This is a genomic window from Enterobacter soli ATCC BAA-2102 (assembly GCF_001654845.1).
In the GTDB taxonomy this organism is placed as follows: domain Bacteria; phylum Pseudomonadota; class Gammaproteobacteria; order Enterobacterales; family Enterobacteriaceae; genus Enterobacter; species Enterobacter soli.
Genome location: NZ_LXES01000003.1, coordinates 107800 through 133461, shown reverse-complemented (window position 1 = coordinate 133461; position 25662 = coordinate 107800). Strand labels below are relative to the sequence as shown.

Annotated in this window: 25 protein-coding genes and 1 other RNA gene; 16 read left to right on the top strand and 10 right to left on the bottom strand. The window is 55.0% G+C overall.

Annotated features, from left to right (window positions below):
- Positions 1-11 precede the first annotated feature (11 nt).
- The 4 genes from fbaA (at position 12) to M987_RS01515 (ending at position 3729) form a co-directional block, all read left to right on the top strand.
- Positions 12-1091: a class II fructose-bisphosphate aldolase gene (gene fbaA / locus M987_RS01530; protein ID WP_014071680.1), complete on the top strand. Its 1080-nt coding sequence runs from the start codon at positions 12-14 to the stop codon at positions 1089-1091.
- A 187-nt stretch (positions 1092-1278) separates the two neighbouring features.
- Positions 1279-2133 carry a small-conductance mechanosensitive channel MscS gene (gene mscS, locus M987_RS01525; protein ID WP_014071679.1) on the top strand — a complete coding sequence of 285 codons (855 nt, stop codon included), beginning with the start codon at positions 1279-1281 and terminating at the stop codon, positions 2131-2133.
- 145 nt (positions 2134-2278) lie between these two features.
- The gene (argO, locus tag M987_RS01520; RefSeq protein WP_041162121.1) at positions 2279-2914 is read left to right on the top strand and encodes an arginine exporter ArgO; all 636 of its coding nucleotides are present in this window, start codon (positions 2279-2281) and stop codon (positions 2912-2914) included.
- Positions 2915-3006: 92 nt separating this feature from the next.
- Complete coding sequence (locus M987_RS01515; protein WP_014071677.1) at positions 3007-3729, top strand: oxidative stress defense protein; 723 nt, start codon at positions 3007-3009, stop codon at positions 3727-3729.
- Positions 3730-3772: 43 nt separating this feature from the next.
- Here M987_RS01515 and argP read toward each other — a convergent pair whose 3' ends face one another.
- Positions 3773-4666, bottom strand: coding sequence for a DNA-binding transcriptional regulator ArgP (gene argP, locus M987_RS01510; protein ID WP_003860089.1), 894 nt, complete (start codon positions 4664-4666; stop codon positions 3773-3775).
- Positions 4667-4855: 189 nt separating this feature from the next.
- On the opposite strand from argP, the gene rpiA reads away from it, so the two are divergent.
- Positions 4856-5515: a ribose-5-phosphate isomerase RpiA gene (rpiA, locus tag M987_RS01505; RefSeq protein ID WP_014071676.1), complete on the top strand. Its 660-nt coding sequence runs from the start codon at positions 4856-4858 to the stop codon at positions 5513-5515.
- A 267-nt stretch (positions 5516-5782) separates the two neighbouring features.
- A complete protein-coding gene (gene serA, locus M987_RS01500; RefSeq protein WP_014071675.1) occupies positions 5783-7015 on the top strand; it encodes a phosphoglycerate dehydrogenase in 1233 nt (410 codons plus the stop codon).
- Positions 7016-7122: 107 nt separating this feature from the next.
- On the opposite strand, the gene M987_RS01495 is transcribed toward serA, so the two are convergent.
- The 3 genes from M987_RS01495 to zapA all read right to left on the bottom strand — a co-directional run bounded on the left by M987_RS01495 (position 7123) and on the right by zapA (position 8298).
- A complete protein-coding gene (locus M987_RS01495) occupies positions 7123-7719 on the bottom strand; it encodes a 5-formyltetrahydrofolate cyclo-ligase (protein WP_014071674.1) in 597 nt (198 codons plus the stop codon).
- Between the two features lie 24 nt (positions 7720-7743).
- A non-coding RNA gene (ssrS, locus tag M987_RS01490) (6S RNA) lies at positions 7744-7927 on the bottom strand.
- 41 nt (positions 7928-7968) lie between these two features.
- Positions 7969-8298 carry a cell division protein ZapA gene (zapA, locus tag M987_RS01485; RefSeq protein ID WP_014071673.1) on the bottom strand — a complete coding sequence of 110 codons (330 nt, stop codon included), beginning with the start codon at positions 8296-8298 and terminating at the stop codon, positions 7969-7971.
- Positions 8299-8466: 168 nt separating this feature from the next.
- Between zapA and M987_RS01480 the strand changes: the two genes are divergently transcribed.
- The 8 genes from M987_RS01480 to M987_RS01445 all read left to right on the top strand — a co-directional run bounded on the left by M987_RS01480 (position 8467) and on the right by M987_RS01445 (position 18528).
- Positions 8467-9045 carry a YecA/YgfB family protein gene (locus M987_RS01480; protein WP_074392699.1) on the top strand — a complete coding sequence of 193 codons (579 nt, stop codon included), beginning with the start codon at positions 8467-8469 and terminating at the stop codon, positions 9043-9045.
- 31 nt (positions 9046-9076) lie between these two features.
- Positions 9077-10390: a Xaa-Pro aminopeptidase gene (gene pepP / locus M987_RS01475; RefSeq protein WP_088201906.1), complete on the top strand. Its 1314-nt coding sequence runs from the start codon at positions 9077-9079 to the stop codon at positions 10388-10390.
- On the top strand, positions 10387-11565 hold the full coding sequence (ubiH, locus tag M987_RS01470) for a 2-octaprenyl-6-methoxyphenyl hydroxylase (protein ID WP_014071670.1): 1179 nt from the start codon (positions 10387-10389) through the stop codon (positions 11563-11565). The genes pepP and ubiH overlap by 4 nt, the downstream gene beginning before the upstream one ends.
- A gap of 12 nt (positions 11566-11577) precedes the next feature.
- Complete coding sequence (gene ubiI / locus M987_RS01465; protein ID WP_014071669.1) at positions 11578-12780, top strand: FAD-dependent 2-octaprenylphenol hydroxylase; 1203 nt, start codon at positions 11578-11580, stop codon at positions 12778-12780.
- A gap of 429 nt (positions 12781-13209) precedes the next feature.
- A complete protein-coding gene (gcvT, locus tag M987_RS01460; RefSeq protein ID WP_014071668.1) occupies positions 13210-14304 on the top strand; it encodes a glycine cleavage system aminomethyltransferase GcvT in 1095 nt (364 codons plus the stop codon).
- Between the two features lie 23 nt (positions 14305-14327).
- Complete coding sequence (gcvH, locus tag M987_RS01455; RefSeq protein ID WP_014071667.1) at positions 14328-14717, top strand: glycine cleavage system protein GcvH; 390 nt, start codon at positions 14328-14330, stop codon at positions 14715-14717.
- Positions 14718-14841: 124 nt separating this feature from the next.
- A complete protein-coding gene (gene gcvP / locus M987_RS01450; protein ID WP_014071666.1) occupies positions 14842-17715 on the top strand; it encodes an aminomethyl-transferring glycine dehydrogenase in 2874 nt (957 codons plus the stop codon).
- A gap of 69 nt (positions 17716-17784) precedes the next feature.
- Positions 17785-18528, top strand: coding sequence for an SDR family oxidoreductase (locus tag M987_RS01445; RefSeq protein ID WP_014071665.1), 744 nt, complete (start codon positions 17785-17787; stop codon positions 18526-18528).
- 3 nt (positions 18529-18531) lie between these two features.
- Here M987_RS01445 and M987_RS01440 read toward each other — a convergent pair whose 3' ends face one another.
- The 6 genes from M987_RS01440 to M987_RS01415 all read right to left on the bottom strand — a co-directional run bounded on the left by M987_RS01440 (position 18532) and on the right by M987_RS01415 (position 24450).
- Positions 18532-19032, bottom strand: coding sequence for a protein disulfide oxidoreductase (locus M987_RS01440; RefSeq protein WP_014071664.1), 501 nt, complete (start codon positions 19030-19032; stop codon positions 18532-18534).
- On the bottom strand, positions 19022-19624 hold the full coding sequence (locus M987_RS01435; RefSeq protein ID WP_014071663.1) for a DsbA family protein: 603 nt from the start codon (positions 19622-19624) through the stop codon (positions 19022-19024). The genes M987_RS01440 and M987_RS01435 overlap by 11 nt, the downstream gene beginning before the upstream one ends.
- Before the next feature lies 1 nt (position 19625).
- Complete coding sequence (locus M987_RS01430; protein WP_014071662.1) at positions 19626-21635, bottom strand: protein-disulfide reductase DsbD family protein; 2010 nt, start codon at positions 21633-21635, stop codon at positions 19626-19628.
- Between the two features lie 48 nt (positions 21636-21683).
- Entirely contained in the window at positions 21684-22043 is a 360-nt protein-coding gene (locus M987_RS01425; protein ID WP_014071661.1) for a hypothetical protein, read from the bottom strand.
- A gap of 125 nt (positions 22044-22168) precedes the next feature.
- Positions 22169-23602, bottom strand: coding sequence for a 6-phospho-beta-glucosidase (locus tag M987_RS01420; protein ID WP_014071660.1), 1434 nt, complete (start codon positions 23600-23602; stop codon positions 22169-22171).
- 116 nt (positions 23603-23718) lie between these two features.
- Complete coding sequence (locus M987_RS01415; protein WP_014071659.1) at positions 23719-24450, bottom strand: MurR/RpiR family transcriptional regulator; 732 nt, start codon at positions 24448-24450, stop codon at positions 23719-23721.
- Positions 24451-24502: 52 nt separating this feature from the next.
- On the opposite strand from M987_RS01415, the gene yqfB reads away from it, so the two are divergent.
- Both yqfB and trhA read left to right on the top strand, forming a co-directional pair.
- A complete protein-coding gene (gene yqfB / locus M987_RS01410) occupies positions 24503-24814 on the top strand; it encodes a N(4)-acetylcytidine aminohydrolase (RefSeq protein ID WP_014071658.1) in 312 nt (103 codons plus the stop codon).
- Positions 24815-24979: 165 nt separating this feature from the next.
- Positions 24980-25639 (top strand): PAQR family membrane homeostasis protein TrhA, encoded by a 660-nt coding sequence (gene trhA, locus M987_RS01405; protein ID WP_014071656.1) that lies wholly within the window; start codon positions 24980-24982, stop codon positions 25637-25639.
- Positions 25640-25662 lie beyond the last annotated feature (23 nt).

The window sequence follows — 25662 nt, the reverse complement described above, 5'->3', positions numbered from 1 at the left end:
GGACTCGTAACATGTCTAAAATTTTTGATTTCGTAAAACCTGGCGTGATCACTGGTGATGACGTTCAGAAAGTGTTCCAGGTAGCTAAAGAGAACAATTTTGCTCTGCCAGCAGTTAACTGCGTAGGTACCGACTCCATCAACGCCGTTCTGGAAACCGCTGCAAAAGTTAAAGCGCCGGTAATCGTACAGTTCTCTAACGGTGGTGCTGCGTTCATCGCAGGTAAAGGCGTGAAAACTGACGTTCCTCAGGGCGCTGCAATCCTGGGTGCTATCTCTGGTGCGCACCACGTTCACCAGATGGCTGAGCACTACGGTGTTCCAGTTATCCTGCACACCGACCACTGCGCGAAGAAACTGCTGCCATGGATCGACGGTCTGCTGGACGCTGGTGAGAAACACTTCGCGGCAACCGGTAAACCACTGTTCTCTTCTCACATGATCGACCTGTCTGAAGAGTCACTGCACGAAAACATCGAAATCTGCTCTAAATATCTGGCGCGCATGGCCAAAATGGACATGACTCTGGAAATCGAACTGGGTTGCACCGGTGGTGAAGAAGACGGCGTGGACAACAGCCACATGGACGCTTCTGCACTGTACACCCAGCCAGAAGACGTTGATTACGCATACACCGAGCTGAGCAAAATCAGCCCACGCTTCACTATCGCAGCGTCCTTCGGTAACGTGCACGGCGTTTACAAACCAGGTAACGTGGTTCTTACCCCAACTATCCTGCGTGATTCTCAGGAATACGTTTCTAAGAAACACAACCTGCCGCACAACAGCCTGAACTTCGTATTCCACGGTGGTTCTGGTTCTTCTGCTCAGGAAATCAAAGACTCCGTAAGCTACGGCGTAGTGAAAATGAACATCGATACCGACACCCAATGGGCAACCTGGGACGGTATCCTGCAATACTACAAAACCAACGAAGCTTACCTGCAAGGCCAGCTGGGCAACCCGAAAGGCGAAGACCAGCCGAACAAGAAATACTACGATCCACGCGTATGGCTGCGTGCTGCACAGACTTCAATGATTACTCGTCTGGAGCAGGCATTCAAAGAGCTGAACGCGGTTGACGTTCTGTAATTTGAGTCGCTAAACGCCTCAGAAAGGTCCGCAAATGCGGGCCTTTTTTTATGGCTTTTCAATGGCCTGCTGGTCTGTTTTTTGTGATCTGTTTGGCAATATTTGTCCTTTTTGTTTACCCTTTACTGACCTGCCTGTCTCCATGGGGGATGGATTTTGTGTATTGGTTTAACAAAAGGAAGAATAAATGGAACAACTCGATGTTGTAGACAGCATCAATAACGCCGGTACTTGGCTTGTGCGCAACCAGGAGTTACTGCTGAGTTATGCCGTTAACATCGTTGCGGCAATTGCGATTATCATTGTCGGGATGATCGTGGCACGGATCGTGTCAAACACGGTTAATCGCGTGATGGTTGCGCGAAACATTGATGCCACGGTTGCCGATTTCCTCTCTGCACTGGTGCGCTATGGGATTATTGCCTTTACCCTGATTGCCGCCCTGGGGCGTGTCGGTGTGCAAACGGCATCGGTCATCGCAGTGCTGGGTGCCGCAGGTCTGGCCATTGGTCTGGCGTTGCAGGGATCGCTGTCGAACCTCGCCGCAGGCGTGCTTCTGGTGACCTTCCGTCCATTCCGCTCTGGCGAATATGTTGATTTGGGTGGCATTGCCGGAACTGTGCTCCAGGTGCAGATCTTCTCCACCACCATGCGTACCGTCGACGGTCGTATTGTAGTGGTACCGAACGGTAAAATTATCGCGGGTAACATTATCAACTTCTCCCGCGAGCCGGTGCGCCGTAATGAGCTGGTGGTAAGCGTGGCGTATGATTCGGATATCGATCAGGTGAAGTCGCTGATTACTAACATCATTGCCTCGGACGACCGCATCCTGAAAGACAAAGAGCAGACGGTACGCCTGAATGAGCTGGGCGCGTCATCGATCAACTTCGTGGTGCGTATCTGGAGCAAAAGCAGCGATCTGCAAAACGTTTACTGGGATGTTCTGGAACGCATCAAGCGTGACTTTGACGCCAATGGCATTAGCTTCCCGTACCCGCAGATGGACGTAAACGTCAAAAAGGTCAAAGAAGCAGAATAACGCCACCTGTAGGCCCGGTAAGCGTTAGCGCCACCGGGCTTTACTTTCATAAGCTCTGCTAATCCCCAATTAATATTATCAATTTCCTCTAATGACATTCTCGCAGTATAGTCTGCTCCCAGGACAGTTTTGTGAGATTGAAGTCATGTTATCCTATTATTTTCAAGGTCTTGTGTTAGGCGCAGCCATGATCCTTCCGCTCGGCCCCCAGAATGCATTCGTGATGAATCAGGGCATTCGCCGTCAGTACCATCTGATGATTGCGCTGTTGTGCGCGTTAAGCGATTTGCTGCTGATTTGCGCCGGAATTTTTGGCGGTAGCGCACTGCTGATGCAGTCGCCCTGGCTGCTGGCGCTGGTCACCTGGGGCGGCGTAGCGTTTCTGCTGTGGTACGGTTTCGGGGCGCTGAAAACCGCCATGAGTAGCAATCTTGAATTAGCCACGGCCGAGGTCATGAAACAGGGGCGCTGGAAGATTATCGTCACCATGCTGGCGGTCACCTGGCTTAATCCGCATGTTTATCTTGATACTTTTGTCGTCCTGGGCAGCCTGGGAGGGCAGTTGGATGTCGAGCCAAAACGCTGGTTTGCGCTTGGCACGGTCAGCGCCTCTTTCTTGTGGTTCTTCGGCCTGGCGATACTGGCGGCCTGGCTGGCCCCACGTCTGCGCACGGCGAAAGCACAGCGCATCATTAACACGCTGGTGGGTGTTGTGATGTGGTTTATCGCTTTCCAGCTGGCAAAAGACGGTATTCAGCATGTACAGGGTTTACTCAACTAAGTGTTGTCTTATGGACAACTGAACAAGACCCGCTAAGCTTGCTGGCATGTGCCCTGTTGATAGGGCACTCTTCGCAACATGGAGGAATGACAGTGAAGTTTAAAGTGATGGCCCTGGCGGCATTAGTTAGTTTAGGCGCGGTATCGGTTCAGGCGAATGAATTGCCTGCTGGCCCGCACATTGTGACTTCAGGCACGGCAAGTGTTGATGCCGTCCCGGATGTGGCAACGCTGGCAATCGAAGTAAATGTGGCCGCAAAAGATGCCGCTTCTGCCAAAAAACAGGCAGACGATCGTGTTGCGCAATATCTCTCCTTCCTCGAACAGAATGGTGTCGCGAAAAAGGATATCAACTCCGCAAACCTGCGCACCCAGCCTGATTACGACTACCAGAACGGCAAAAGTATTCTGAAAGGCTACCGCGCGGTGCGTACCGTTGAGGTCACGCTGCGTCAGCTCGATAAGCTTAATTCATTACTGGATGGCGCGCTGAAAGCGGGTCTGAACGAAATTCGTTCTGTCTCACTGGGCGTTGCGCAACCTGAAAAATACAAAGACGAAGCGCGCAAAGCGGCCATTGATGATGCAATTCATCAGGCGCAGCAGCTGGCTTCAGGTTTTAACAGCAAACTCGGCCCGGTGTATAGCGTGCGTTACCACGTCTCTAACTACCAGCCAAGCCCGATGGTTCGGATGATGAAGGCCGATGCTGCGCCGGTTTCTGCTCAGGAAACTTATGAGCAGCCGACTATCCAGTTCGACGATCAGGTTGATGTGGTATTTGAGCTGGAACCCACTCAAAAATCCGCTCAGTAAACCAGTAGGCCGGGTAAGCGTTAGCGCCACCCGGCGTATTTTTTTAATCCTGCCTCAACACCTTATGCCCGAATGCCAGCAGTGCATCTGTTACGTTGCGCATCATGCGGCTTTCCGGCGCAAAACGGTGCCAGTAAAGCATCCGGCGCTGGTACAGCCCCGGCGTTAAATCGATAAGCTCACCGCTTTTTAACTCTTTCTCAATTTGCAGATGCGGGATCATGCAGCAGGTGGTTCCCTGACGTGCGAGCTGCACAAAGGCTTCGGACGAGTTCACAATGTGGCACGGCACGCTGCCAGGCGGCAGGTCGAAGTTTTGTTGCAGGAAGGCCTGATGCATATCATCAAGATGGTCGAACGCAACGGCCGGGGCTTTAAGCAGCGCTGCGCGGGTAACGCCATTCGGGAAGTAGCGTTCTGCGAAAGCCTTCGACCCCACAAACAGATAATCCAGCGCACCGAGCTGATCCACAAGGCAGCTTGGCAGCGCTTGCGGCTGAATACTGACGGCACCCACCACTTCACCGCGACGCAGGCGTTCCTGAGTGCGGGTTTCATCTTCTACCTGTAAATTCAGGCGAATAGGGGAGTCGGCCAGTACCGGTGCAAGCGCCGGCAACAGCCAGGTTGCCAGACTGTCGGCGTTCACCGCCAGCGACAGCAGCAGCGGCGTAGAGCCGGTCTGTTCGTCACCCAGCCATTCATCTTCCAGCAGTTCAACCTGGCGCAGCAGAGCGAGGAGCTTCTGGCCTTGTTCCGTTGGGCGAGGCGGGACGGTACGCACCAGCAGCGGTTGCCCGAACATGTTTTCAAGCTGTTTGATACGTTGTGAGACGGCGGATTGAGTGATGCACAGCTTTTGCGCTGCGCGCTCAAAACCTCGTTCACGAATAACCGCATCAAGTGCCTGTAGTGTTCTGTAGTCCGGACGTTTCATTGCTCTGGCTTACTCCTGAAATGTGCTTATTCAGCACTATGACACAAATTTACGTTTGATACAGACGAAATGCACCCACATCGGATCTGTCAGGGCTTTGCGCGGTTATGTGATAGTGGTCACAGGGACATTTCCCGCTTACGTGTTCTATAATGCGCCCTGAGTTTTCACACCACAGGCAAAAAGATCATGACGCAGGATGAACTGAAAAAAGCAGTAGGATGGGCCGCTCTCCAGTACGTGCAACCGGGAACGATTGTCGGTGTCGGCACGGGCTCTACAGCGGCGCACTTTATCGATGCGCTGGGCACGATGAAAGGGCAGATCGAGGGCGCAGTATCCAGCTCCGATGCTTCCACGGAAAAGCTGAAAAGCCTTGGCATTACCGTTTTTGACCTGAACGAAGTGGATCGCCTGGGGATCTACGTTGACGGCGCTGATGAGATCAACGGCCACATGCAGATGATCAAAGGCGGCGGCGCGGCGCTGACGCGTGAGAAGATCATCGCTTCTGTTGCGGATAAATTTATCTGTATCGCGGATGCCTCTAAACAGGTCGATATTCTGGGCAAATTCCCGCTGCCAGTCGAAGTGATCCCAATGGCACGCAGCGCAGTGGCACGTGAACTAGTGAAGCTGGGTGGCCGCCCGGAATACCGTCAGGGTGTTGTGACTGACAACGGTAACGTGATCCTGGATGTGCACGGTCTGGAAATTCTGGATGCCATTGCGCTGGAAAATGCCATCAATGGCCTTCCAGGCGTAGTCACCGTAGGGTTATTCGCCAACCGTGGCGCGGATGTCGCGCTGATCGGTACGGCTGACGGCGTGAAAACCATCGTGAAATGATCTGACGGGGGGAGCACTCCCCCCGCTAAAAAATTTTTGAAAAGCTAAATTCGGTGACTTGTGTCACGTTTTTGCCCCTCTTTTGCCGATCCTGCCACTTTCGTAAATTTACGCAGCATTTTCCTCTGTCATTTTGCCCTGTATGACTTTTCTTCAGAGTGCCGACGCAAACGTTCATATTGCTGCAATAGTTTTTTTTGATATGTTGGCTAGAGCGGATTCAAATCCAGCACAACATCAGTTCAGACAAAAAACAGGGTCGGGTAAATGGCAAAGGTATCACTGGAGAAAGACAAGATTAAATTCCTGCTAGTAGAAGGCGTGCATCAGAAAGCACTCGATAGCCTTCGTGCAGCGGGTTACACCAACATCGAATTTCACAAAGGCGCGCTGGATACTGAAGAGCTGAAAGCGTCCATCCGTGATGCCCACTTCATTGGCCTGCGATCCCGTACTCACCTGACTGAAGACGTTATCGCTGCGGCAGAAAAACTGGTTGCCATTGGTTGCTTCTGCATCGGCACCAACCAGGTTGACCTGAGTGCTGCTGCGAAGCGCGGTATTCCTGTCTTTAACGCCCCGTTCTCTAACACCCGTTCTGTTGCGGAACTGGTGATTGGCGAACTGCTGCTGTTGCTGCGCGGTATTCCGGAAGCGAACGCCAAAGCACACCGCGGCGTGTGGAACAAACTGGCGTCCGGCTCTTTCGAAGCGCGTGGCAAAAAACTGGGTATCATCGGTTACGGCCACATCGGTACGCAACTGGGTATTCTTGCTGAATCCCTCGGTATGAACGTCTTCTTCTACGATATCGAAAGCAAACTGCCGCTGGGGAATGCTACCCAGGTTCAACACCTGTCTGACCTGCTGAACATGAGTGATGTCGTGAGCCTGCATGTGCCGGAAAACGCGTCCACTAAAAACATGATGGGTGCAGAGGAGCTGGCGCTGATGAAGCCAGGTTCACTGCTGATCAACGCCGCGCGCGGCACCGTTGTCGACATCCCGGCACTGTGTGATGCGCTGAAGCGTAAACACCTGGCAGGGGCGGCAATCGACGTATTCCCGACCGAGCCGGCAACCAACACCGATCCGTTTACGTCTCCGCTGTGCGAGTTCGATAATGTGATCCTGACGCCACACATCGGTGGTTCAACTCAGGAAGCGCAGGAGAACATCGGCCTGGAAGTGGCAGGTAAATTGAGCAAATACTCCGACAACGGCTCTACGCTCTCTGCGGTGAATTTCCCGGAAGTGTCTCTGCCGCTGCACGGTGGCCGCCGTCTGCTGCACATTCACGAAAACCGCCCAGGCGTGTTGACCGCAATTAACCAGATCTTCGCTGAGCAGGGCGTCAACATTGCCGCACAGTATCTGCAAACGAACTCTCAGATGGGTTACGTGGTTATCGATATTGAAGCGGATGAAGATGTGGCCGAGAAAGCGCTGCTGAGCATGAAGGCGATCCCGGGGACTATCCGCGCGCGTCTGCTTTACTGATCGCGCGTGGTAAATGCAAAACGGTAACGATAGTTACCGTTTTTTATGTTTTCACCTTCTCCCCGTGGGAGAGGGCTGGGGTGAGGGCATCAGGCCGCACGTTTGGTTTACCATTCCCACAACTTCGACGGCGTCACCACCGCCGGCAACGGCACATCCCATTTCTCCACCGGCAATACCTCCACGCCCTGACAATCATGCGCATAGCCCACCGGCTGCAAACCATACTGCTGCCAGTTTTGCAGCGTTCTGTCATAAAAGCCGCCGCCCATACCCAGCCGCTGGCCTTGTTCATCAAACGCCACCAGTGGGGTTACCAGCACATCCAGCTCGGCAAGCGGGAGCACGTCGCGCACGTCCAGCTTCGGTTCGGTGATTTTCAGGCGATTGACCACCAGTTCGCTATGCGGATGGTAGTTCAGGAACAGCAGGTTCCCTTCGCTAAACGGATGCAGCACCGGCAGGTAAACCTTTTTCCCGGCACGCCAGAGCTGTTCGATAAGCGGCTGGGTATCCAGTTCGCCATCAAACGACAGAAACAGGGCGACCGTATGTGCCATCACAACCGGCGGGTATGCCATCATGCGTGCGGCGGCCTGTTGGGCGAAATGAGTTTGCTGTTCGGGGGTTAACGCACGACGGCGTTTACGGATTAACTGACGGATGTCCTGGCGTGAGGCAGAAACTTCAGAAAGTAGAGTCATGGTAGTCGGTAGAAGAAGAGAGAGGGAATCTCCGAGATGCCGCCGCAGGCTGTAACCCTTGAACCCTTGGTTCAAGGTGAATGTGTCGTCATAGTTTTAAGGCTTCTCGGACGGACCGAGCATGCTCACCAACCATGGAGCGCCACATTCTTGTGGTATGAAATATCGGCTCAGGGGACTGGCCCGCTTGCGAACATCTCAGAGAAATTTTGTCTTCCCAGTTACTCTACCATAGTCAACTGAGAAGTGTTATTCAAACTTTGGTCCCGGTCTTTCGGGAGTGCGACCTTGATCAAGCAATGCCTGTTCAATGGTCTGCTGGAGCATTTTAATGCGCTGCTCCATGCTCGCCGCGTAATCGCGGGTCTTTGCTTTTTCCTGAGTCAATTCATAGCTGATGTTCAACGCGGCGATGAAGACCAACTGCTCAGTATTTGTGACTCTAGTGCGTTCTTTTAGATCTTGCAACCGCTGATTCAAATCGTCCGCAGCCTGATTCAAAGCATCCCTTTGTTCAGGTGGACAATTCACTCGCAGTGAACGGCCAAAAATCTGGAGATCGACGGGTTGTGCAGACATGCCACCTTCCTGCTGATTGACTGCGCTGCCTTCGCTTACTGCCCCGGGGGCCGCGAAGGGGCGACACTATAGCTACCCTGATGTGAAGATACAAGCCCTTTTCTGGTATCACCAGGGTCCAAAGTGGTAGCATATCATGAATATTCCTCCCAACGATGACGAATGCGCATGTCTATACAGAACGAAATGCCTGGTTACAACGAATTAAGCCAGTTACTGAACCAGCAGGGAGTAGGATTAACCCCTGCCGAAATGCACGGTCTGATCGCCGGGATGCTGTGTGGCGGAAACAGCGACAGCTCATGGCAGCCGCTGGTTCACGACCTGACGAACGAAGGGCTGGCGTTTGGTCACGAACTGGCTGAAGCGCTGCGTAAAATGCACTCCGCAACCAGCGACTCGCTGGAAGATGACGGCTTCCTTTTTCAGCTTTATCTGCCTGAAGGCGACGACGTTAGCGTCTTCGAACGCGCTGATGCGCTCGCAGGTTGGGTAAACCACTATCTGCTGGGTCTTGGCGTGACACAGCCTAAGCTCGATAAAGTTACCGGCGAAGCGGGTGAAGCTATCGACGATCTGCGCAATATCGCGCAGCTTGGCTATGACGAAGAGGAAGACCAGGAAGAGCTGGAAATGTCCCTCGAAGAGATTATTGAGTACGTACGCGTTGCGGCACTGCTGTGCCACGACACCTTTACGCGCTCGCAGCCAACCGCGCCGGAAGTGCGCAAGCCAACCTTACATTAAGAAAAATAACGCACAGGAGGGTGTCATGGTTATCTCGAATCAAGAGTATTCTCGCCGTCGTCAGGCGCTGCTGGCAAAAATGCAGCCAGGAAGCGCCGCGCTAATTTTTGCCGCGCCTGAAGTGACGCGCAGTGCCGACAGCGAATACCCCTATCGCCAGAGCAGCGATTTCTGGTACTTCACCGGGTTTAACGAACCTGAAGCAGTACTGGTGCTGATTAAGAGCAATGACACCCACAACCACAGCGTGCTTTTCAACCGCGTACGGGATTTAACCGCCGAAATCTGGTTTGGCCGTCGCCTGGGCCAGGAGGCCGCTCCTGCAAAGCTCGGTGTCGATCGCGCTCTGGCGTTTAGCGAAATCAACCAGCAGCTTTATCAATTGCTTAACGGCCTGGACGTGCTCTACCACGCACAGGGCGAATATGCCTGGGCCGATGAGATTGTCTTCAACGCGCTGGATAAGCTGCGAAAAGGTTCGCGTCAGAACTTATCTGCGCCAGCTACGCTCACGGACTGGCGTCCGGTGGTGCACGAGATGCGTCTCTTCAAGTCTGAAGAAGAAATTGAAGTGCTACGTCGTGCAGGCGAAATCAGTGCGCTGGCGCATACCCGCGCGATGGAAAAGTGCCGTCCCGGGATGTTTGAATACCAGCTCGAAGGCGAGATCCACCACGAATTTAACCGCCACGGCGCGCGCTATCCGTCCTACAACACCATCGTGGGCGGCGGGGAAAACGGCTGCATCCTGCACTACACCGAGAACGAAAGTGAACTGCGGGAGGGTGACCTGGTGCTAATTGACGCCGGTTGCGAATATCAGGGCTATGCTGGTGACATCACCCGTACTTTCCCGGTAAGCGGCAAATTCACGCCTGCGCAGCGCGCAATTTATGACATCGTTCTTGAGTCACTGGAAACGGCGCTGACGCTCTATCGCCCGGGCACCTCCATTCAGGAAGTCACCGGTGCTGTCGTGCGGATCATGATTACCGGACTGGTGCGTCTTGGCATTCTGAAGGGCGAAGTGGATACCCTGATCACCGAAAATGCCCATCGTCCGTATTTTATGCATGGCCTGAGCCACTGGCTGGGGCTGGATGTTCATGATGTGGGCGCCTATGGTTCTGAACGCTCGCGCGTGCTGGAGCCGGGCATGGTGTTAACCGTTGAACCGGGTCTGTATATCGCCCCGGACGCCGATGTGCCGCAAGAGTACCGTGGGATTGGCATTCGTATTGAAGATGACATCGTCATCACCGAAACCGGCAATGAAAACCTGACCGCCTCTGTTGTGAAAAATGCCGACGACATTGAGGCGCTGATGGCAGCGGCACGCTTATGAGCGTGATTATCGTTGGCGGTGGCATGACCGGGGCCACGCTGGCTCTGGCCATTTCACATTTAACGCAGGGGCAGCTTCCGGTTCACCTGATTGAAGCTGTCGCACCTCAGACCACCGAGCATCCAGGCTTTGATGCCCGCGCAATTGCGCTGGCACAAGGCACCTGCCAGCAGTTAGCGCGCATTGGTATCTGGCAGGCTATCGCCGACTGTGCGACCGCCATCGACACAGTGCACGTCAGCGATCGCGGCCATGCGGGGTTTGTTACCCTTGATGCGCAGGATTATCGCATCGATGCGCTGGGTCAGGTTGTTGAGCTGCACGACGTTGGGCTTCGCCTGTTCCGTTTGTTACAGGACGCACCTGGTGTGACGCTACACTGCCCGGCGCGCGTGGCCAGTTTTAGCCGCAGCGAAGATGCCGTTAACGTCACGCTCGACGATGGTTCGACACTTGAAGGTAAGCTGCTGGTTGCAGCTGATGGTTCCCGCTCTGCGCTGGGTACACAGTGTGGCGTGGAATGGCGCTCGCAGCCGTATGGGCAGGTGGCGGTCATTGCGAATGTCTCTACACAAAGCGAGCATCACGGGCGTGCGTTTGAGCGTTTTACGCAGCATGGCCCGCTGGCGATGTTGCCGATGGCGCAAGATCGCTGTTCGCTGGTGTGGTGCCACCCGCAAGATAAGGCGGATGAAGTGTTGTCCTGGAGCGATGAGCGCTTTTGCACTGAGCTGCAAAAAGCCTTCGGCTGGCGGCTTGGGCGCATCACCCACGCGGGGAAACGATCGGTTTATCCGCTGTCGCTGACGACCGCGTCCCAGTCGATTTCCCATCGCGTTGCGCTGGTGGGGAATGCCGCGCAAACCCTGCACCCGATTGCGGGCCAGGGATTTAATCTGGGACTGCGCGATGTCATGAGCCTGGCGGAATCACTGGCGCAGGCGTGGGGTGAACAAAAAGATTGTGGCGCGTATTCGGTGCTTAGCCATTATCAGAAGCGCCGTCATGCCGATAAAGAGGCCACAATCGGCGTCACGGATGGCCTGGTGCATCTGTTCGCTAATCGCTGGGCGCCGCTGGTTGCCGGGCGCAACCTCGGGCTGATGGCGATGGAATTATTTATCCCGGCACGTGATGTGCTGGCGCAGAGGACTCTTGGTTGGGTCGCTCGTTAAGGAGTTATCACCGTGCAGAATGTTGATGTCGCCATTGTCGGCGGCGGAATGGTCGGGCTGGCGCTGGCCTGTGGTTTACAGGGTAGCGGCCTGCGTGTGGCCGTGCTTGAGCAAAAACAGCCTCAGCCCGTTGCACAGGATGCGCCACCAGAATTACGTGTGTCGGCCATCAACGCCGCCAGCGAAAAACTGCTGGCTCACCTGGGCGTGTGGTCGGATATTGTCGCGCACCGCGCCAGTTGCTATCACGGAATGGAAGTGTGGGACAAAGACAGCTTTGGCCACATTGCTTTTGATGACGAAAGCATGGGGTACAGCCATCTGGGTCATATTATTGAGAATGCGGTGATCCACCACGCGCTGTGGCAAAAAGCCCAGAGCTGTAGTGATGTCACGCTGATGGCTCCGGCGCAAATCCAGCAGGTAGCCTGGGGCGAAAATGAGGCATTCCTTACCCTGCAAAGTGGCGAGATGCTTACCGCGCGGCTGGTGGTAGGGGCAGATGGCGCGAACTCCTGGCTGCGTAATAAAGCGGATATTCCGCTGACCTTCTGGGACTATCGCCATCACGCGCTTGTGGCCACGATCCGTACCGAAGAGCCACACGGCGGCGTGGCGCGTCAGATTTTCCATAATGACGGTATCCTGGCATTCCTGCCGCTTGCCGACCCGCACCTGTGCTCCATTGTCTGGTCGCTGGTGCCTGAAAAAGCGCAACGGATGCAGGAAGCTACGCCTGAAGAGTTTAACCAGGCGCTGTGCGTTGCTTTCGATAATCGTCTGGGGTTGTGTACGCTTGAAAGCGAACGACAGGTCTTCCCGCTTACCGGTCGCTATGCGCGTCAGTTCGCGGCGCACCGTCTGGCGCTGGTGGGCGATGCGGCGCATACCATTCATCCGCTGGCCGGGCAGGGGGTTAATCTGGGCTTTATGGATGCCGCAGAACTGGTTGATGAGTTGCGCCGTCTGCACCGTGAAGGCAAAGATTTTGGTCAGCATTTATACCTTCGTCGCTACGAGCGTAGCCGCAAGCACAGTGCCGCAATGATGCTGGCAGGAATGCAGGGCTTCCGCGAGCTGTTCGCTGGCGCAAACCCGGCCAAAAAGTTACTGCGTGATATTGGCCTGAAACTTGCCGACACCCTCCCGGGCGTAAAACCGCAACTCCTGCGTCAGGCGATGGGTCTTAACGATCTGCCGGACTGGCTACGCTAACTTAGATACCCGTCACACTTTATTTTCCCGGCCTCTGCGCCGGGGAAATTCCCTCGTTTGAAATATTCTAATTCCACGCCATTTTTCGCATTAGATTATCTAATCTTACGTTTTTTATGTTGCGGAAATTCGGTCCGTTTTTCCGCATGAAATATCACCATGTGCTAAATCTTGTTAGTTCAATGTTAATTTTGTGCGGGTTTAATCGCATTTTTCCAGTGAATAACTCTGTAGGCTTTTTAGCGATTTTTGGTCATAAGCTAATGTGATGACCCGCTTTACCTTATGGTTAATCACCGGTTTCGGTGGTAAGTTCAGGTAAAAGAGAACGTTTGCGTCGACGTCCGTAAAGTGATGCCGACGCCGGGTTTCGTGGCGATTTTGGGCGCATGAAACGCAAGATAGCCCTGCTTATTCAACGAGGAAAAGATGGCTCAACAGACTCCTTTGTACGATCAACACGTGTTATGCGGCGCGCGCATGGTGGATTTCCATGGCTGGATGATGCCGCTGCACTACGGCTCACAGATTGATGAGCATCATGCGGTGCGCACCGATGCCGGCATGTTCGACGTGTCCCATATGACCATTGTCGACCTGCGCGGTAGCCGCACCCGGGAGTTTTTGCGTTATCTGCTGGCAAATGACGTCGCAAAACTGAAGACCCCAGGCAAAGCGCTCTACACCGGGATGCTCAATGCTTCTGGCGGTGTGATTGATGACCTGATTGTTTATTACTTCACTGAAGATTTCTTCCGCCTCGTTGTAAACTCCGCCACCCGCGAAAAAGACCTCTCCTGGATTTCCCAACACGCTGAACCTTTCTCTGTCGATATCACTGTTCGTGACGATCTGTCGCTGATCGCCGTACAGGGACCGAACGCGCAGGCAAAAGCCGCTTCTCTGTTCAGCGATGAACAGCGTAAAGCAACGGAAGGGATGAAGCCGTTCTTCGGCGTGCAGGCAGGCGATCTGTTTATCGCGACCACCGGCTATACCGGTGAAGCGGGCTACGAAATTGCTATGCCAAATGAGAAAGCTGCTGATTTCTGGCGTGGGCTGGTAGAAGCGGGCGTTAAGCCGGCAGGACTGGGCGCGCGCGATACGCTGCGTCTGGAAGCCGGGATGAACCTCTACGGGCAGGAAATGGATGAAAGCGTGTCTCCGCTGGCCGCCAACATGGGCTGGACCATTGCGTGGGAACCCGCTGACCGTGAATTCATTGGTCGTGAAGCGCTGGAAATCCAGCGTGAAAAAGGTACCGAACAGCTGGTCGGCCTGGTGATGACCGAAAAAGGCGTGCTGCGCGGCGAACTGCCGGTACGTTTCACCGATGCTAACGGCAATCACCTCGAAGGCATTATCACCAGCGGTACCTTCTCTCCGACTCTGGGCTACAGTATTGCACTGGCACGTGTACCGGTGGGAATTGGCGAAACGGCGGTGGTGCAAATCCGCAACCGCGAAATGCCCGTCAACGTGACCAAACCGATTTTTGTTCGCGCCGGTAAGCCGGTCGCCTAATCATTTTTATCAGGAGAAATTCAATGAGCAATGTGCCAGCAGAACTGAAATACAGCAAAGAACACGAGTGGCTGCGCAAAGAGGCGGACGGCACTTACACCGTAGGGATCACCGAGCACGCGCAAGAGTTGCTGGGCGATATGGTGTTTGTTGATCTGCCGGAAGTGGGCGCGACTGTAAGTGCAGGCGACGATTGCGCAGTTGCGGAATCTGTTAAAGCGGCATCCGACATCTATGCACCCGTCAGCGGTGAAATCGTTGCCGTAAACGATGCACTGAGCGACTCCCCGGAGCTGGTGAACAGCGAGCCATATGAAGGCGGCTGGATCTTTAAAATTAAAGCCAGCGACGAAGCGGAAGTTGCCGCCCTGCTGGACGCGACCGCGTACGAAGCACTGTTAGAAGACGAGTAACCGTTTTTCGCCCTCTCCCTTTGGGAGAGGGACGGGGTGAGGGTGCCCATTTTCCCCTCACCCTAACCCTCTCCCAAAGGGAGAGGGGATCTCAATTCACTGCACGTTTCAGGAACCATCGCTCATGACACAGACTTTAAGCCAGCTTGAAAACCGTGGCGCTTTTATTGAACGTCACATTGGGCCGGATGCTCAGCAACAGCAGGAGATGCTGAACACGGTTGGCGCGGATTCATTAAACGCACTGATCGGCCAGATAGTGCCAAAAGACATCCAGCTTGCAACACCGCCGCAGGTAGGTGAAGCCACCACAGAATTCGCCGCTCTGGCGGAGCTGAAGGCAATTGCCGGCCTGAACAAGCGCTACAAGTCTTACATTGGCATGGGCTATACCAACGTGCAGTTACCGCCGGTTATCCAGCGCAATATGCTGGAAAACCCAGGCTGGTACACCGCTTACACCCCTTATCAGCCAGAAGTGTCTCAGGGCCGTCTGGAAGCGCTGCTGAACTTCCAGCAGGTCACGTTGGATCTGACTGGCCTGGATATCGCTTCCGCGTCTCTGCTGGATGAAGCGACCGCTGCGGCAGAAGCCATGGCGATGGCCAAACGTGTCAGCAAGCTGAAAAATGCCAACCGCTTCTTCGTGGCGGCAGATGTGCATCCACAAACACTGGACGTGGTACGCACCCGTGCGGAAACCTTCGGTTTTGACGTGATTGTTGATGATGCAGACAAAGTGCTGGATCACCAGGACGTCTTCGGCGTGCTGCTGCAACAGGTAGGCACCACAGGTGAAGTTCACGACTACAGCCCGCTGATTGCCGAGCTGAAAGCCCGTAAAGTGGTAGTGAGCGTTGCCGCTGATTTTATGGCGCTGGTATTGCTGACTGCACCAGGCAAACAGGGTGCGGATATTGTCTTCGGCTCTGCGCAACGCTTCGGCGTACCGATGGGCTACGGTGGCCCGCACGCGGCATTCTTCGCCGCGAAAGATGAATTCAAACGCTCTATGCCAGGTCGTATTATCGGGGTATCGAAAGATGCTGCCGGTAACACCGCACTGCGTATGGCGATGCAGACTCGTGAGCAGCACATCCGCCGCGAGAAAGCGAACTCCAACATTTGTACCTCGCAGGTTCTGCTGGCAAACATCGCCAGCCTGTATGCCGTCTTCCATGGCCCGGCTGGCCTGAAGCGCATTGCTGGTCGTATTCACCGTCTGGCGGATATTCTGGCCTGCGGCCTGCAACAAAAAGGCCTCAAGCTGCGCCACACCCACTACTTTGACACCCTGTGTGTTGAAGTGGCAGACAAAGCGGCCGTGCTGGCACGCGCCGAAGCGGCAGAAATTAACCTGCGCAGCGATATTCACAATGCAGTGGGCATTACGCTGGATGAAAGTACCGCGCGTGAAGATATCCTGAATCTGTTTAACGTGCTGCTGGGTGACGCTCACGGCCTGGACGTTGATTCACTGGATAAAGAGGTGGCGCACGACAGCCGCTCCATCCAGCCAACCATGCTGCGTGACGATGCCATCCTGGCGCACCCGGTGTTCAATCGCTATCACAGCGAAACCGAGATGATGCGCTATATGCACTCTCTGGAACGCAAAGATCTGGCGCTCAACCAGGCGATGATCCCGCTGGGATCTTGCACCATGAAGCTGAACGCCGCGGCCGAGATGATCCCAATCACCTGGCCTGAGTTCTCTGAGCTGCACCCGTTCTGCCCGCCAGAGCAGGCAGAAGGTTATCACCTGATGATCAACCAGCTTTCAGATTGGCTGGTGAAACTGACCGGTTACGATGCACTCTGTATGCAGCCAAACTCCGGTGCTCAGGGTGAATATGCCGGTCTGCTGGCGATCCGCCACTATCACGAAAGCCGCAATGAAGGGCATCGCGATATCTGCCTGATCCCAAGCTCCGCCCACGGTACTAACCCGGCATCTGCACAGATGGCAGGGATGGAAGTGGTTGTTGTGGCTTGCGATAAGAACGGTAATATCGACCTGGCCGACCTGCGTGCAAAAGCCGAGCAGGCGGGCGATAAACTCTCCTGCATCATGGTGACCTACCCATCCACTCATGGCGTGTACGAAGAGACTATCCGTGAAGTGTGCGAAGTGGTGCATCAGTTTGGCGGCCAGGTATACCTCGATGGCGCCAACATGAACGCTCAGGTCGGCATTACCTCTCCGGGCTTTATCGGCGCGGATGTGTCGCACCTGAACCTGCACAAAACCTTCTGCATTCCACACGGTGGTGGCGGCCCAGGTATGGGTCCAATCGGTGTGAAAGCGCACCTGGCACCGTTTGTTCCGGGCCACAGCGTCGTGCAAATCGAAGGGATGCTGACCCGTCAGGGCGCGGTATCTGCGGCACCGTTTGGTAGCGCATCTATCCTGCCTATCAGCTGGATGTATATCCGCATGATGGGTGCGGAAGGGCTGAAGCAGGCAAGTCAGGTGGCAATTCTGAATGCCAACTACATTGCGACTCGCCTGAAGTCTGCCTTCCCGGTGCTCTATACCGGCCGTGATGGTCGCGTGGCGCACGAGTGTATTCTGGATATTCGTCCGCTGAAAGAGCAGAGCGGCATCAGCGAACTGGATATCGCCAAACGTCTGATCGACTACGGATTCCACGCCCCAACCATGTCGTTCCCGGTAGCGGGTACGCTGATGGTAGAGCCAACGGAATCTGAGAGCAAAGCCGAGCTGGACCGCTTTATTGATGCGATGCTGGCGATCCGCATGGAGATTGATCGTGTGCTGGACGGCGAATGGACGCTGGAAGATAACCCACTGGTTAACGCGCCGCACACCCAGCACGAGCTGGTGGCAGAGTGGAACCACAGCTATACCCGTGAGCTGGCGGTCTTCCCGGCAGGCGTGGCGAACAAATACTGGCCGACCGTGAAACGTCTTGATGACGTTTACGGTGACCGTAATCTGTTCTGCTCCTGCGTGCCGATGAGCGAATACCAGTAATTTCTTTGCCATACTGTAGGCCGGGTAAGCGCAAGCGCCACCCGGCTTTTTTTTATCTGGAGATTGTGAATGGCTATTGCACTTGTGACCGGCGCCAGCCGCGGAATTGGTAAAGCCACCGCGCTACAGCTGGCAGGCGAAGGTTACACCGTTGCGGTGAACTATCACCGCAACATCAAGGCGGCAACGGATGTCATCAGAACGATTGTTGATGCGGGTGGGAAAGCTTTTGCCGTGCGTGCGGATATCAGCGATGAAGCGCAGGTACTGGCGATGTTTGAAAGCCTTGACCGGGAAGGCGAGCCGCTGACCGCGCTGGTAAACAACGCCGGGATCCTGTTTGAACAATCCACCATTGAAAACCTGTCTGCCGAGCGTATCAACCGTGTGCTGGCCACCAATGTGACGGGCTATTTTCTCTGTTGCCGCGAAGCGGTGAAACGCATGTCGCATAAGCATGGCGGCCAGGGCGGGGCCATTGTGAATGTCTCTTCGGCGGCGTCGCGCTTAGGCGCGCCGGGAGAATATGTGGACTATGCCGCATCGAAAGGGGCGGTGGATTCACTGACCACCGGCTTAGCGCTGGAGGTGGCCGCACAGGGCATTCGTGTCAACTGCGTGCGTCCCGGGCTGATTTACACCGATATTCACGCCTCCGGCGGCGAGCCGGGGCGTGTGGATAGGGTCAAGTCTCTGCTGCCAATGCAGCGCGGCGGTCAGCCGGAGGAAGTCGCTCAGGCCATTGCCTGGCTGCTGAGCGACAAAGCTTCCTATGTGACCGGCAGTTTCCTCGAGCTTGCTGGCGGAAAGTAAAACCTACGACGCCAGCCACAGCCGCAGGCGTATGCCCCAGCTGCTGGTCCAGCCGGTGGTGATCGACTTCACCTCACCGTGAGAAATGACCACCAGCGTCGGCGTTACCTGAACGTCCCACTGACGCGCCAGCTCTCCGCTGGCGTCATTGACCGTCGGCAGCGTCATCTTCTTCTTCGCAAGCCACTTTTCCAGCATGGCGTTATCGCCAGAGCGCAGCGCAACGGACATTACGTTACCGCCCTCTGCGGCAAGCGTCGCCACCGCGGGTGTGGTGTAACGACACACGCCACACCAGGTCGCCCAGACGTAGACCAGCAGCGGCCGATCCCTGCTCATGGCGGCAAGATCAACGGGATCACCGTCGAGGGTTTGCAGCGCTGTCGCGGAGAAATTCTGCGGTAGCGCAGGCTGGCGGAAATAGTCCACCGCGATGCTCACGGCAACGCCAATCGACAGCCACAGCACGAGCTCGCGCAGCAGGCGCGTGAGTTTACTTGCCACGGGAAGATGCCAGCTGCGCTTTCACCAGCTCCTCCAGATCGTCATAGGGGATCGCACCCGCAACCATTTGGTCGCCGATAATCGTCGCCGGAGTGCCCTGGATATTCAGCACCTGCGACAAAATCAGGTTCATTTTCAGCGAGTCCATGGTTTTTTCATCCGTCGTGATGTTGTCCGTGCCGGTCTTCACCCGTGCCGCCGCGATGCTGGCATCATCGTGATAGCCCTTTTTCATCATCAAACGCTGGTGCAGCGGCCAGAACGTATCGGGCTGCTGACGCCATACTGAGAGCGCCGCTTTAGCGGCATTCACCGAGCTTTGTCCCTTGAACGGCAGCAGCTTAATGATCAGCTGCACGTCAGGATTATCACGCACGATTTTCTCCAGCATGGGGTCGAACTGCTTGCAGTAAGGACAGTTGTAGTCAGTGAACGAGACAATGGTCAGTTTTGGCTCTTTGGCACCGGTTCGCGGGCTGTAGGGGTCGTTAAACAGCAGTTCTGCCAGCTGGTCATCAGAAGATTGTTCGGATGGCGCCGCAACGCTGAGCGTTGATAAAGACAGCAGCAGTAAAGCAACAAAAGCTCTCATGTTATTTTCCTTTCGCATCGGACAGGGTGGTTAACACCGCTTCGCGGCTCAATAGCGCAGGCAGCACGTGGCCCTGCGGCAGTCCCGGTCCGTAAATCTGGTTAAACGGCACGGCGGCGCTGCCGCGCGTGGTTAAGAACTGGCTAATGCTGGCGGAGGGGCGACTCCAGTCTCCGCGCAGGGCGACGATATCCGGCGCTGAAAGCGCGTCCTGCACCTCGTCGCTAAGCAGCACGTTGTATTTATTGGCTTTACAGGTCACGCACCAGTCGGCGGTGACGTCGACGAAGACGCGCTTGTTCTCCGCCAGTGCACGGGCAATAGCCTGTTCGCTAAGCGGCTGCCAGTTCACCCGATCGCGACGGGAGTTTTCTCCTCCGGAGCTGGTCACAAACGCGACTGCACCCGCAACCACAATGGCTAACGCTCCGGCGCGCAGTGCCGTTTGCCAGCGGTAGCGCCAGGCCGTCACCAGCAGCAGAATGAGGATCAGCACCACACCCAGCGTGATGACGGGCAGGGTGCCGATGTGCACTGCCAGCAGGCTCAGCAGCCACAGCGACGAACCGAGCATCATCATGCCAAGGACGACCCGCACGGCGTTCATCCAGCGACCGGGGCGCGGCAGCCGCTTCGCCAGCCCCGGCCAGGCGACGACAAATAGCCAGGGCAGGCTCATTCCGATCCCCATCGCCAGGAAAATGCCCCACAGCAGCGGGAGCGGTGCCGCCAGCGCCACCGACACGGCAGTACCGAGAAACGGCGCGGTACACGGCGTCGCCAGCAGGGTGGCAAAAGCGCCTTGCCAGAAATGGCCCGCCAGCCCATTGCCGACGCGTGTGGCGAGGAAGGTGCTGGCAGAGGAGGGAAGCCGGATCTCAAATAACCCCAGCAGGCTGGCGCTGAACAGCACCATCACCAGCGCCATCGCAGCGATAAACCACGGATTCTGGAACTGGATGCCCCAGCCGAGCGCCTGGTTGCCTAAACGTAACACGGTCATCATCAGCGCCAGCGCGAGGAACGACATGACTATCCCGCACACCGAAGCCAGAAACTGCCTGCGCACCTGACCGCGCGCCTGATGTTCGGTTTGCATCAGCGTGCCAAGCTTCATCGCCAGCACGGGCAGTACGCAGGGCATCACGTTGAGGATTAATCCACCCACCAGTGCCATCAGCAATACCCAGCCTAAGGCAGGGGCTGGCGCTGAGCTGCCTTGCCCGATAAGCAGGCTGGACTCCTGCGCCTGACCGCTATCGGCCAGCACCAGCGACAGGGTTTTGCCGCTGAGATCCGGTGCCGTCTCGCCCCAGCTGTCGGACACCGGCACGGTGGCCGTGAGCGTGCCGTCGCGCACGGAGAAGCTCGGCTTGCCGAAATCGATATTGTCCATGCTATCGATAAATAGCGATGGCTGCTGCCAGCCCGCGTCGCGTTGCGCGGTCACCGTCAGCTTGCCGGAGGCGTAGCGAGCGCTAAGCGCCGATGTCAATCCACTGCTGAGCGGTAGCGTGCCCATCGCCCGGTTGAAATCATAATCAAAGCCACCGCCTGTAGAGGCCGTCAAATCCAGTGAGAACGGGTAGTCGGTCAGAATACAGACGTTGCTACAGGTGGATAGCGTCAGCACGCCGCTAAGGCGTTCGGGCACGTTGCCGCGCAGGGTTATGGGGAAGCTGACGTCGCCGTGATATCCCTGCGTGGTGATACCCGCCACGTCGAAACGCTCGGGCGTTGGCCAGCGCCACAGCGCCTCCAGCGGTTGATGCCAGGTTATCGCCGGGGCAATCCCGCCTTCTCCCGGCGATCGCCAGTAGGTCTTCCAGCCTTTCTGTAAGGCAACGTCCAGCAGCAGGCGGGTTTCGCCGCTGTTTTCAGTTTGGGCACGCAGCCTGACGCTGGCGTGTTGATTATCGGCGGCGCGCAGCCAGCCTGTGTCGGCGGCCTGGCTGAGGGGTAGCCATAGCCAAAGCAGGCCGACCAGCAGCCGCCTGAATACAGTAAACATAAATTTTCTCCGTAAATGATGAATTAACCTGATGTGTCAGGCGAATGCTCATTCACGGAAGACGCATAATCGCAGATGCACCCGCAATCGGGGTGGGGAGATAACGCGGGGAGGCCACAGACGTTCGCGGCACGGTGGAATCGCTGCCAACAGCGCCAGCAAAAGGGTAACGGCGAACAGTGCGCTTTCAAACAGCACAGGCGGCACCGCCATCAGTGATTTTGCGCTGAGTTCGCACGGCGTCACCGGCGCGTCGCTGGTATCCTGACCCTGCTGAACGGACTGGGCTGAGGCGGTAGCATTCATGACAAGCGCGTGCATCCCGGCCATCCGCTGGGCGGTGCATACCAACACCACCAGACAGGCCAGGGCTACAAGCAGGATTGCTTTGCGTTGTCGCTTGATCATGTTCGCCTCAAATATTCACGAGGCTTATCTTATAGGGCGCAGGTTTTTTGGCAACGCGAAAGCTGTAAAGAAGTGTCTGGAAGATAAGTGGTTTGCCCTCTCCTGCGGGAGGAGAGGGCGAAGGATCACAGCTGTTCGCCGTTGCTGGCGATCACGCCTTTGTACCACTCGAAGCTCTTTTTGCGGGAGCGGGACATGTCGCCGGTGCCGTCGTCGTGTTTGTTCACATAGATAAAGCCGTAGCGTTTGCTGTACTGGCCGGTAGTGAATGATACACAGTCGATGCAGCCCCACGGGGTATAACCCATCAGATCCACGCCATCGTAAGTGACCGCTTTCATCATCTCTTCCACGTGAGCACGCAGATAGTCGATGCGATAGTCATCGTTGATGCTGCCGTCTTCTTCCACTTTGTCATATGCGCCAAAGCCGTTTTCGACGATAAACAGCGGCTTCTGATAACGCTCGTATAGCTCACACAGGGAATAACGCAGACCTACCGGGTCAATCTGCCAGCCCCAGTCTGATGCTTTCACGTGCGGATTCGGCACGCTGCCTTCGAAGCCGGAAATAGCATCTCCGGTACCGCCTTCCGCTTTCACGGCGTTGGTCATGTAGTAGCTGAAACCTAAATAGTCACAGGTTCCGTCACGCAGGATCTGTTCGTCGCCCGCTTCCATTTTGATGGAGAAACCACGGCGTTCCCATTCGTTCAGCACGTAAGACGGGTAGTAACCACGCAACTGCACGTCGGTAAAGACATAGCGCTCGCGCATGGATTCCTGAGCAAACATCACATCTTCTGGTTTGCAGGAGAACGGATAGAGCGCAACCATCGCCAGCATACAGCCGACTTTCATTTCCGGGTTAATATGGCGTGCTGCTTTCACCGCCAGAGCGCTGGCCACGAACTGGTGGTGCAGCACCTGGTACATGGTTTCTTCCGGGTTGTCGTGTTCGGTATAGACCACGCCAGAGCAGCAGTAGCCGAACAGCGGCGCGCGCCAGTTACGCTGGTTGTTGATTTCATTGAAGGTCATCCAGTATTTGACCTTGTTTTTGTAGCGCTCGAAGACCACTTCGGAGAAGCGTACAAAGAAATCCACCACTTTACGGTTGGTCCAGCCGCCGTATTCCTGCACCAGGTGCAGCGGCATTTCGAAGTGGGAGAGGGTGATAACCGGCTCGATGTTGTATTTCAGCAGTTCGTCGAACATGTCATCGTAGAACTTCAGCCCTTCTTCATTTGGCTGCGTTTCGTCACCTTTCGGGAAGATGCGGGTCCAGGCGATAGAGGTGCGGAAACATTTGAAGCCCATTTCAGCAAACAGCTTGATGTCTTCTTTGTAGTGGCCATGGAAGTCGATAGCTTCGTGGTTTGGGTAGTATTTGCCTGGCTCCACTTGCTGGGTGATTTCGCGCGGTACGCCGTGGGCGCCGCCAGTCAGCACGTCACAAATGCTTGGCCCTTTACCGCCTTTGTTCCAGCCGCCTTCAACCTGGTGTGCCGCAACTGCGCCACCCCATAAAAAATCTTTTGGTAAGGTGAGTTTTTTCATCTTTGCTATTCTCAATTTATGACTTAATGCGTTCGAGTCTAGCAAAGCGGAATTAAATGTCACGATATAACAATTCTCAGAAAATGTGATTTGTCACATCGAAAAAACAGGGTGTTTTATTCTGTTAATTTCTTCGCCAGTTTACGCCCCAGCGATTCCAGAATATAGATGACGGGAATTTGCGTTGTAATATCATAAACGCCGGCAATACGCGTTTGCGGAACATGCCAGGAGAGATTAAAGTCTGCCAGCTTTGCCAGGCGGGAGTGCTCGTGGCTGGTAATCGACAGCACCTTGCAGTGGTGAAGGCTGAACTGGCTGGCGAAGCGCAGGATCTCTTCTGTTTCTCCCGAAACGGAAAGCACGATCGCCAGCGCATTTTTGGCCATGTCGTTGGTTACCGGGAAATAAGGATCATCGATATGGTTGCTGAATTTTCCGATATTTGAGAAAAAGCGTGCGCCATATTTTGCAAGCGATCCTGATGTGCCAGCGCCGACAAATATAATGCGTTCAGAGGATAATATAATATCAACGGCATCATCTAATAACGCATCGAACTCTTCATTATTGACGCTTTTAAAGAAGCTAATTATTTCGCTGGCGCCGAAATTTGCCTGCTGAGGTTCGTTCTGCTCTAAATAGAGTTTAAAGCGCACGCGGAATTCGGAGTAGCCTTCGCAGCTGAGCTTGCGGCAAAATCGCAGGATAGTGGTGGTCGAAACCCCCGCTGCATCCGCCAGTTCACGGATGGTCATGTACATCACTTTGTCACGATTTTTAATGACATAGTTGTAGACCATCATCTCCAGATTGTTGAGACTGGCAACGGCGGAATGGGAGAACATGCTCACAGTGGCTACACTCACTCATCAGACTTTATCTTCAGGGAATAATAACATGCAGCCAAACGACATCACTTTTTTTCAGCGCTTTCAGGATGACATTCTGGCCGGGCGTAAAACCATCACCATTCGTGACGAAAGTGAATCCCATTTTAAAACCGGCGATATCCTGCGCGTTGGGCGTTATGAAGATGACGGCTATTTTTGCACCATCGAGGTGACGGGCACGTCGACCGTCACGCTGGATTCGCTGACGGAAAAACATGCTGAGCAGGAAAACATGACGGTGGGGACGCTGAGAAGTGTGATTGCTGAAATCTATCCGGGGCAGACCCAGTTTTATGTGATTGATTTTAAATGCCTTTAATATAAATAAACACATTTGTTAGCTGAAATATTTTTGTAACTCTATGATTGTAAATTAAAAAATTGAGAGCTAACTTTATTTTAGCTAACAGGTGTTCACTGGAATCATTCTCAGTTAGCATAGTCAGGCGATGAATAATCATCTTTTGTTTTCCCGGAGTTACTTATGGTGAGCAAGCCATTAATCGCACAGGGATATTCGCTGGCTGAGGAAATAGCCAACAGTATTAGCCACGGCATTGGCCTGGTATTTGGGATTGTCGGTTTAGTGTTACTGCTGGTGCAGGCGGCGGATACCAACGCCAGCGCCATGGCGATTACCAGCTACAGCCTGTATGGCGGGAGCATGATCCTGCTGTTTCTGGCATCGACGCTGTACCACGCTATTCCGCATCAGCGGGCCAAGATCTGGCTCAAGAAATTTGACCACTGCGCTATCTATCTTCTTATTGCAGGCACCTACACGCCGTTTTTGCTGGTGGGGTTAAACTCGCCGCTGTCGCGTGGCCTGATGATTGTGATCTGGAGCCTGGCGCTGCTGGGTATTCTGTTTAAGCTGACCATTGCGCACCGGTTTAAGGTGTTGTCGCTGGTGACATATCTGACGATGGGATGGCTATCGCTGATTGTGGTGTATCAGCTGGCAATCAAGCTTGCGGCGGGTGGGGTAACCTTGCTGGCCGTTGGCGGCGTGGTCTATTCGCTGGGCGTGATTTTCTACGTCTGTAAGCGTATTCCTTACAACCACGCCATCTGGCATGGCTTCGTGCTGGGCGGAAGCGTGTGTCACTTCCTGGCGATTTATTTGTACGTGGGGCAGGTGTAGTTTTTTGCACCGTGCGGTCTGAT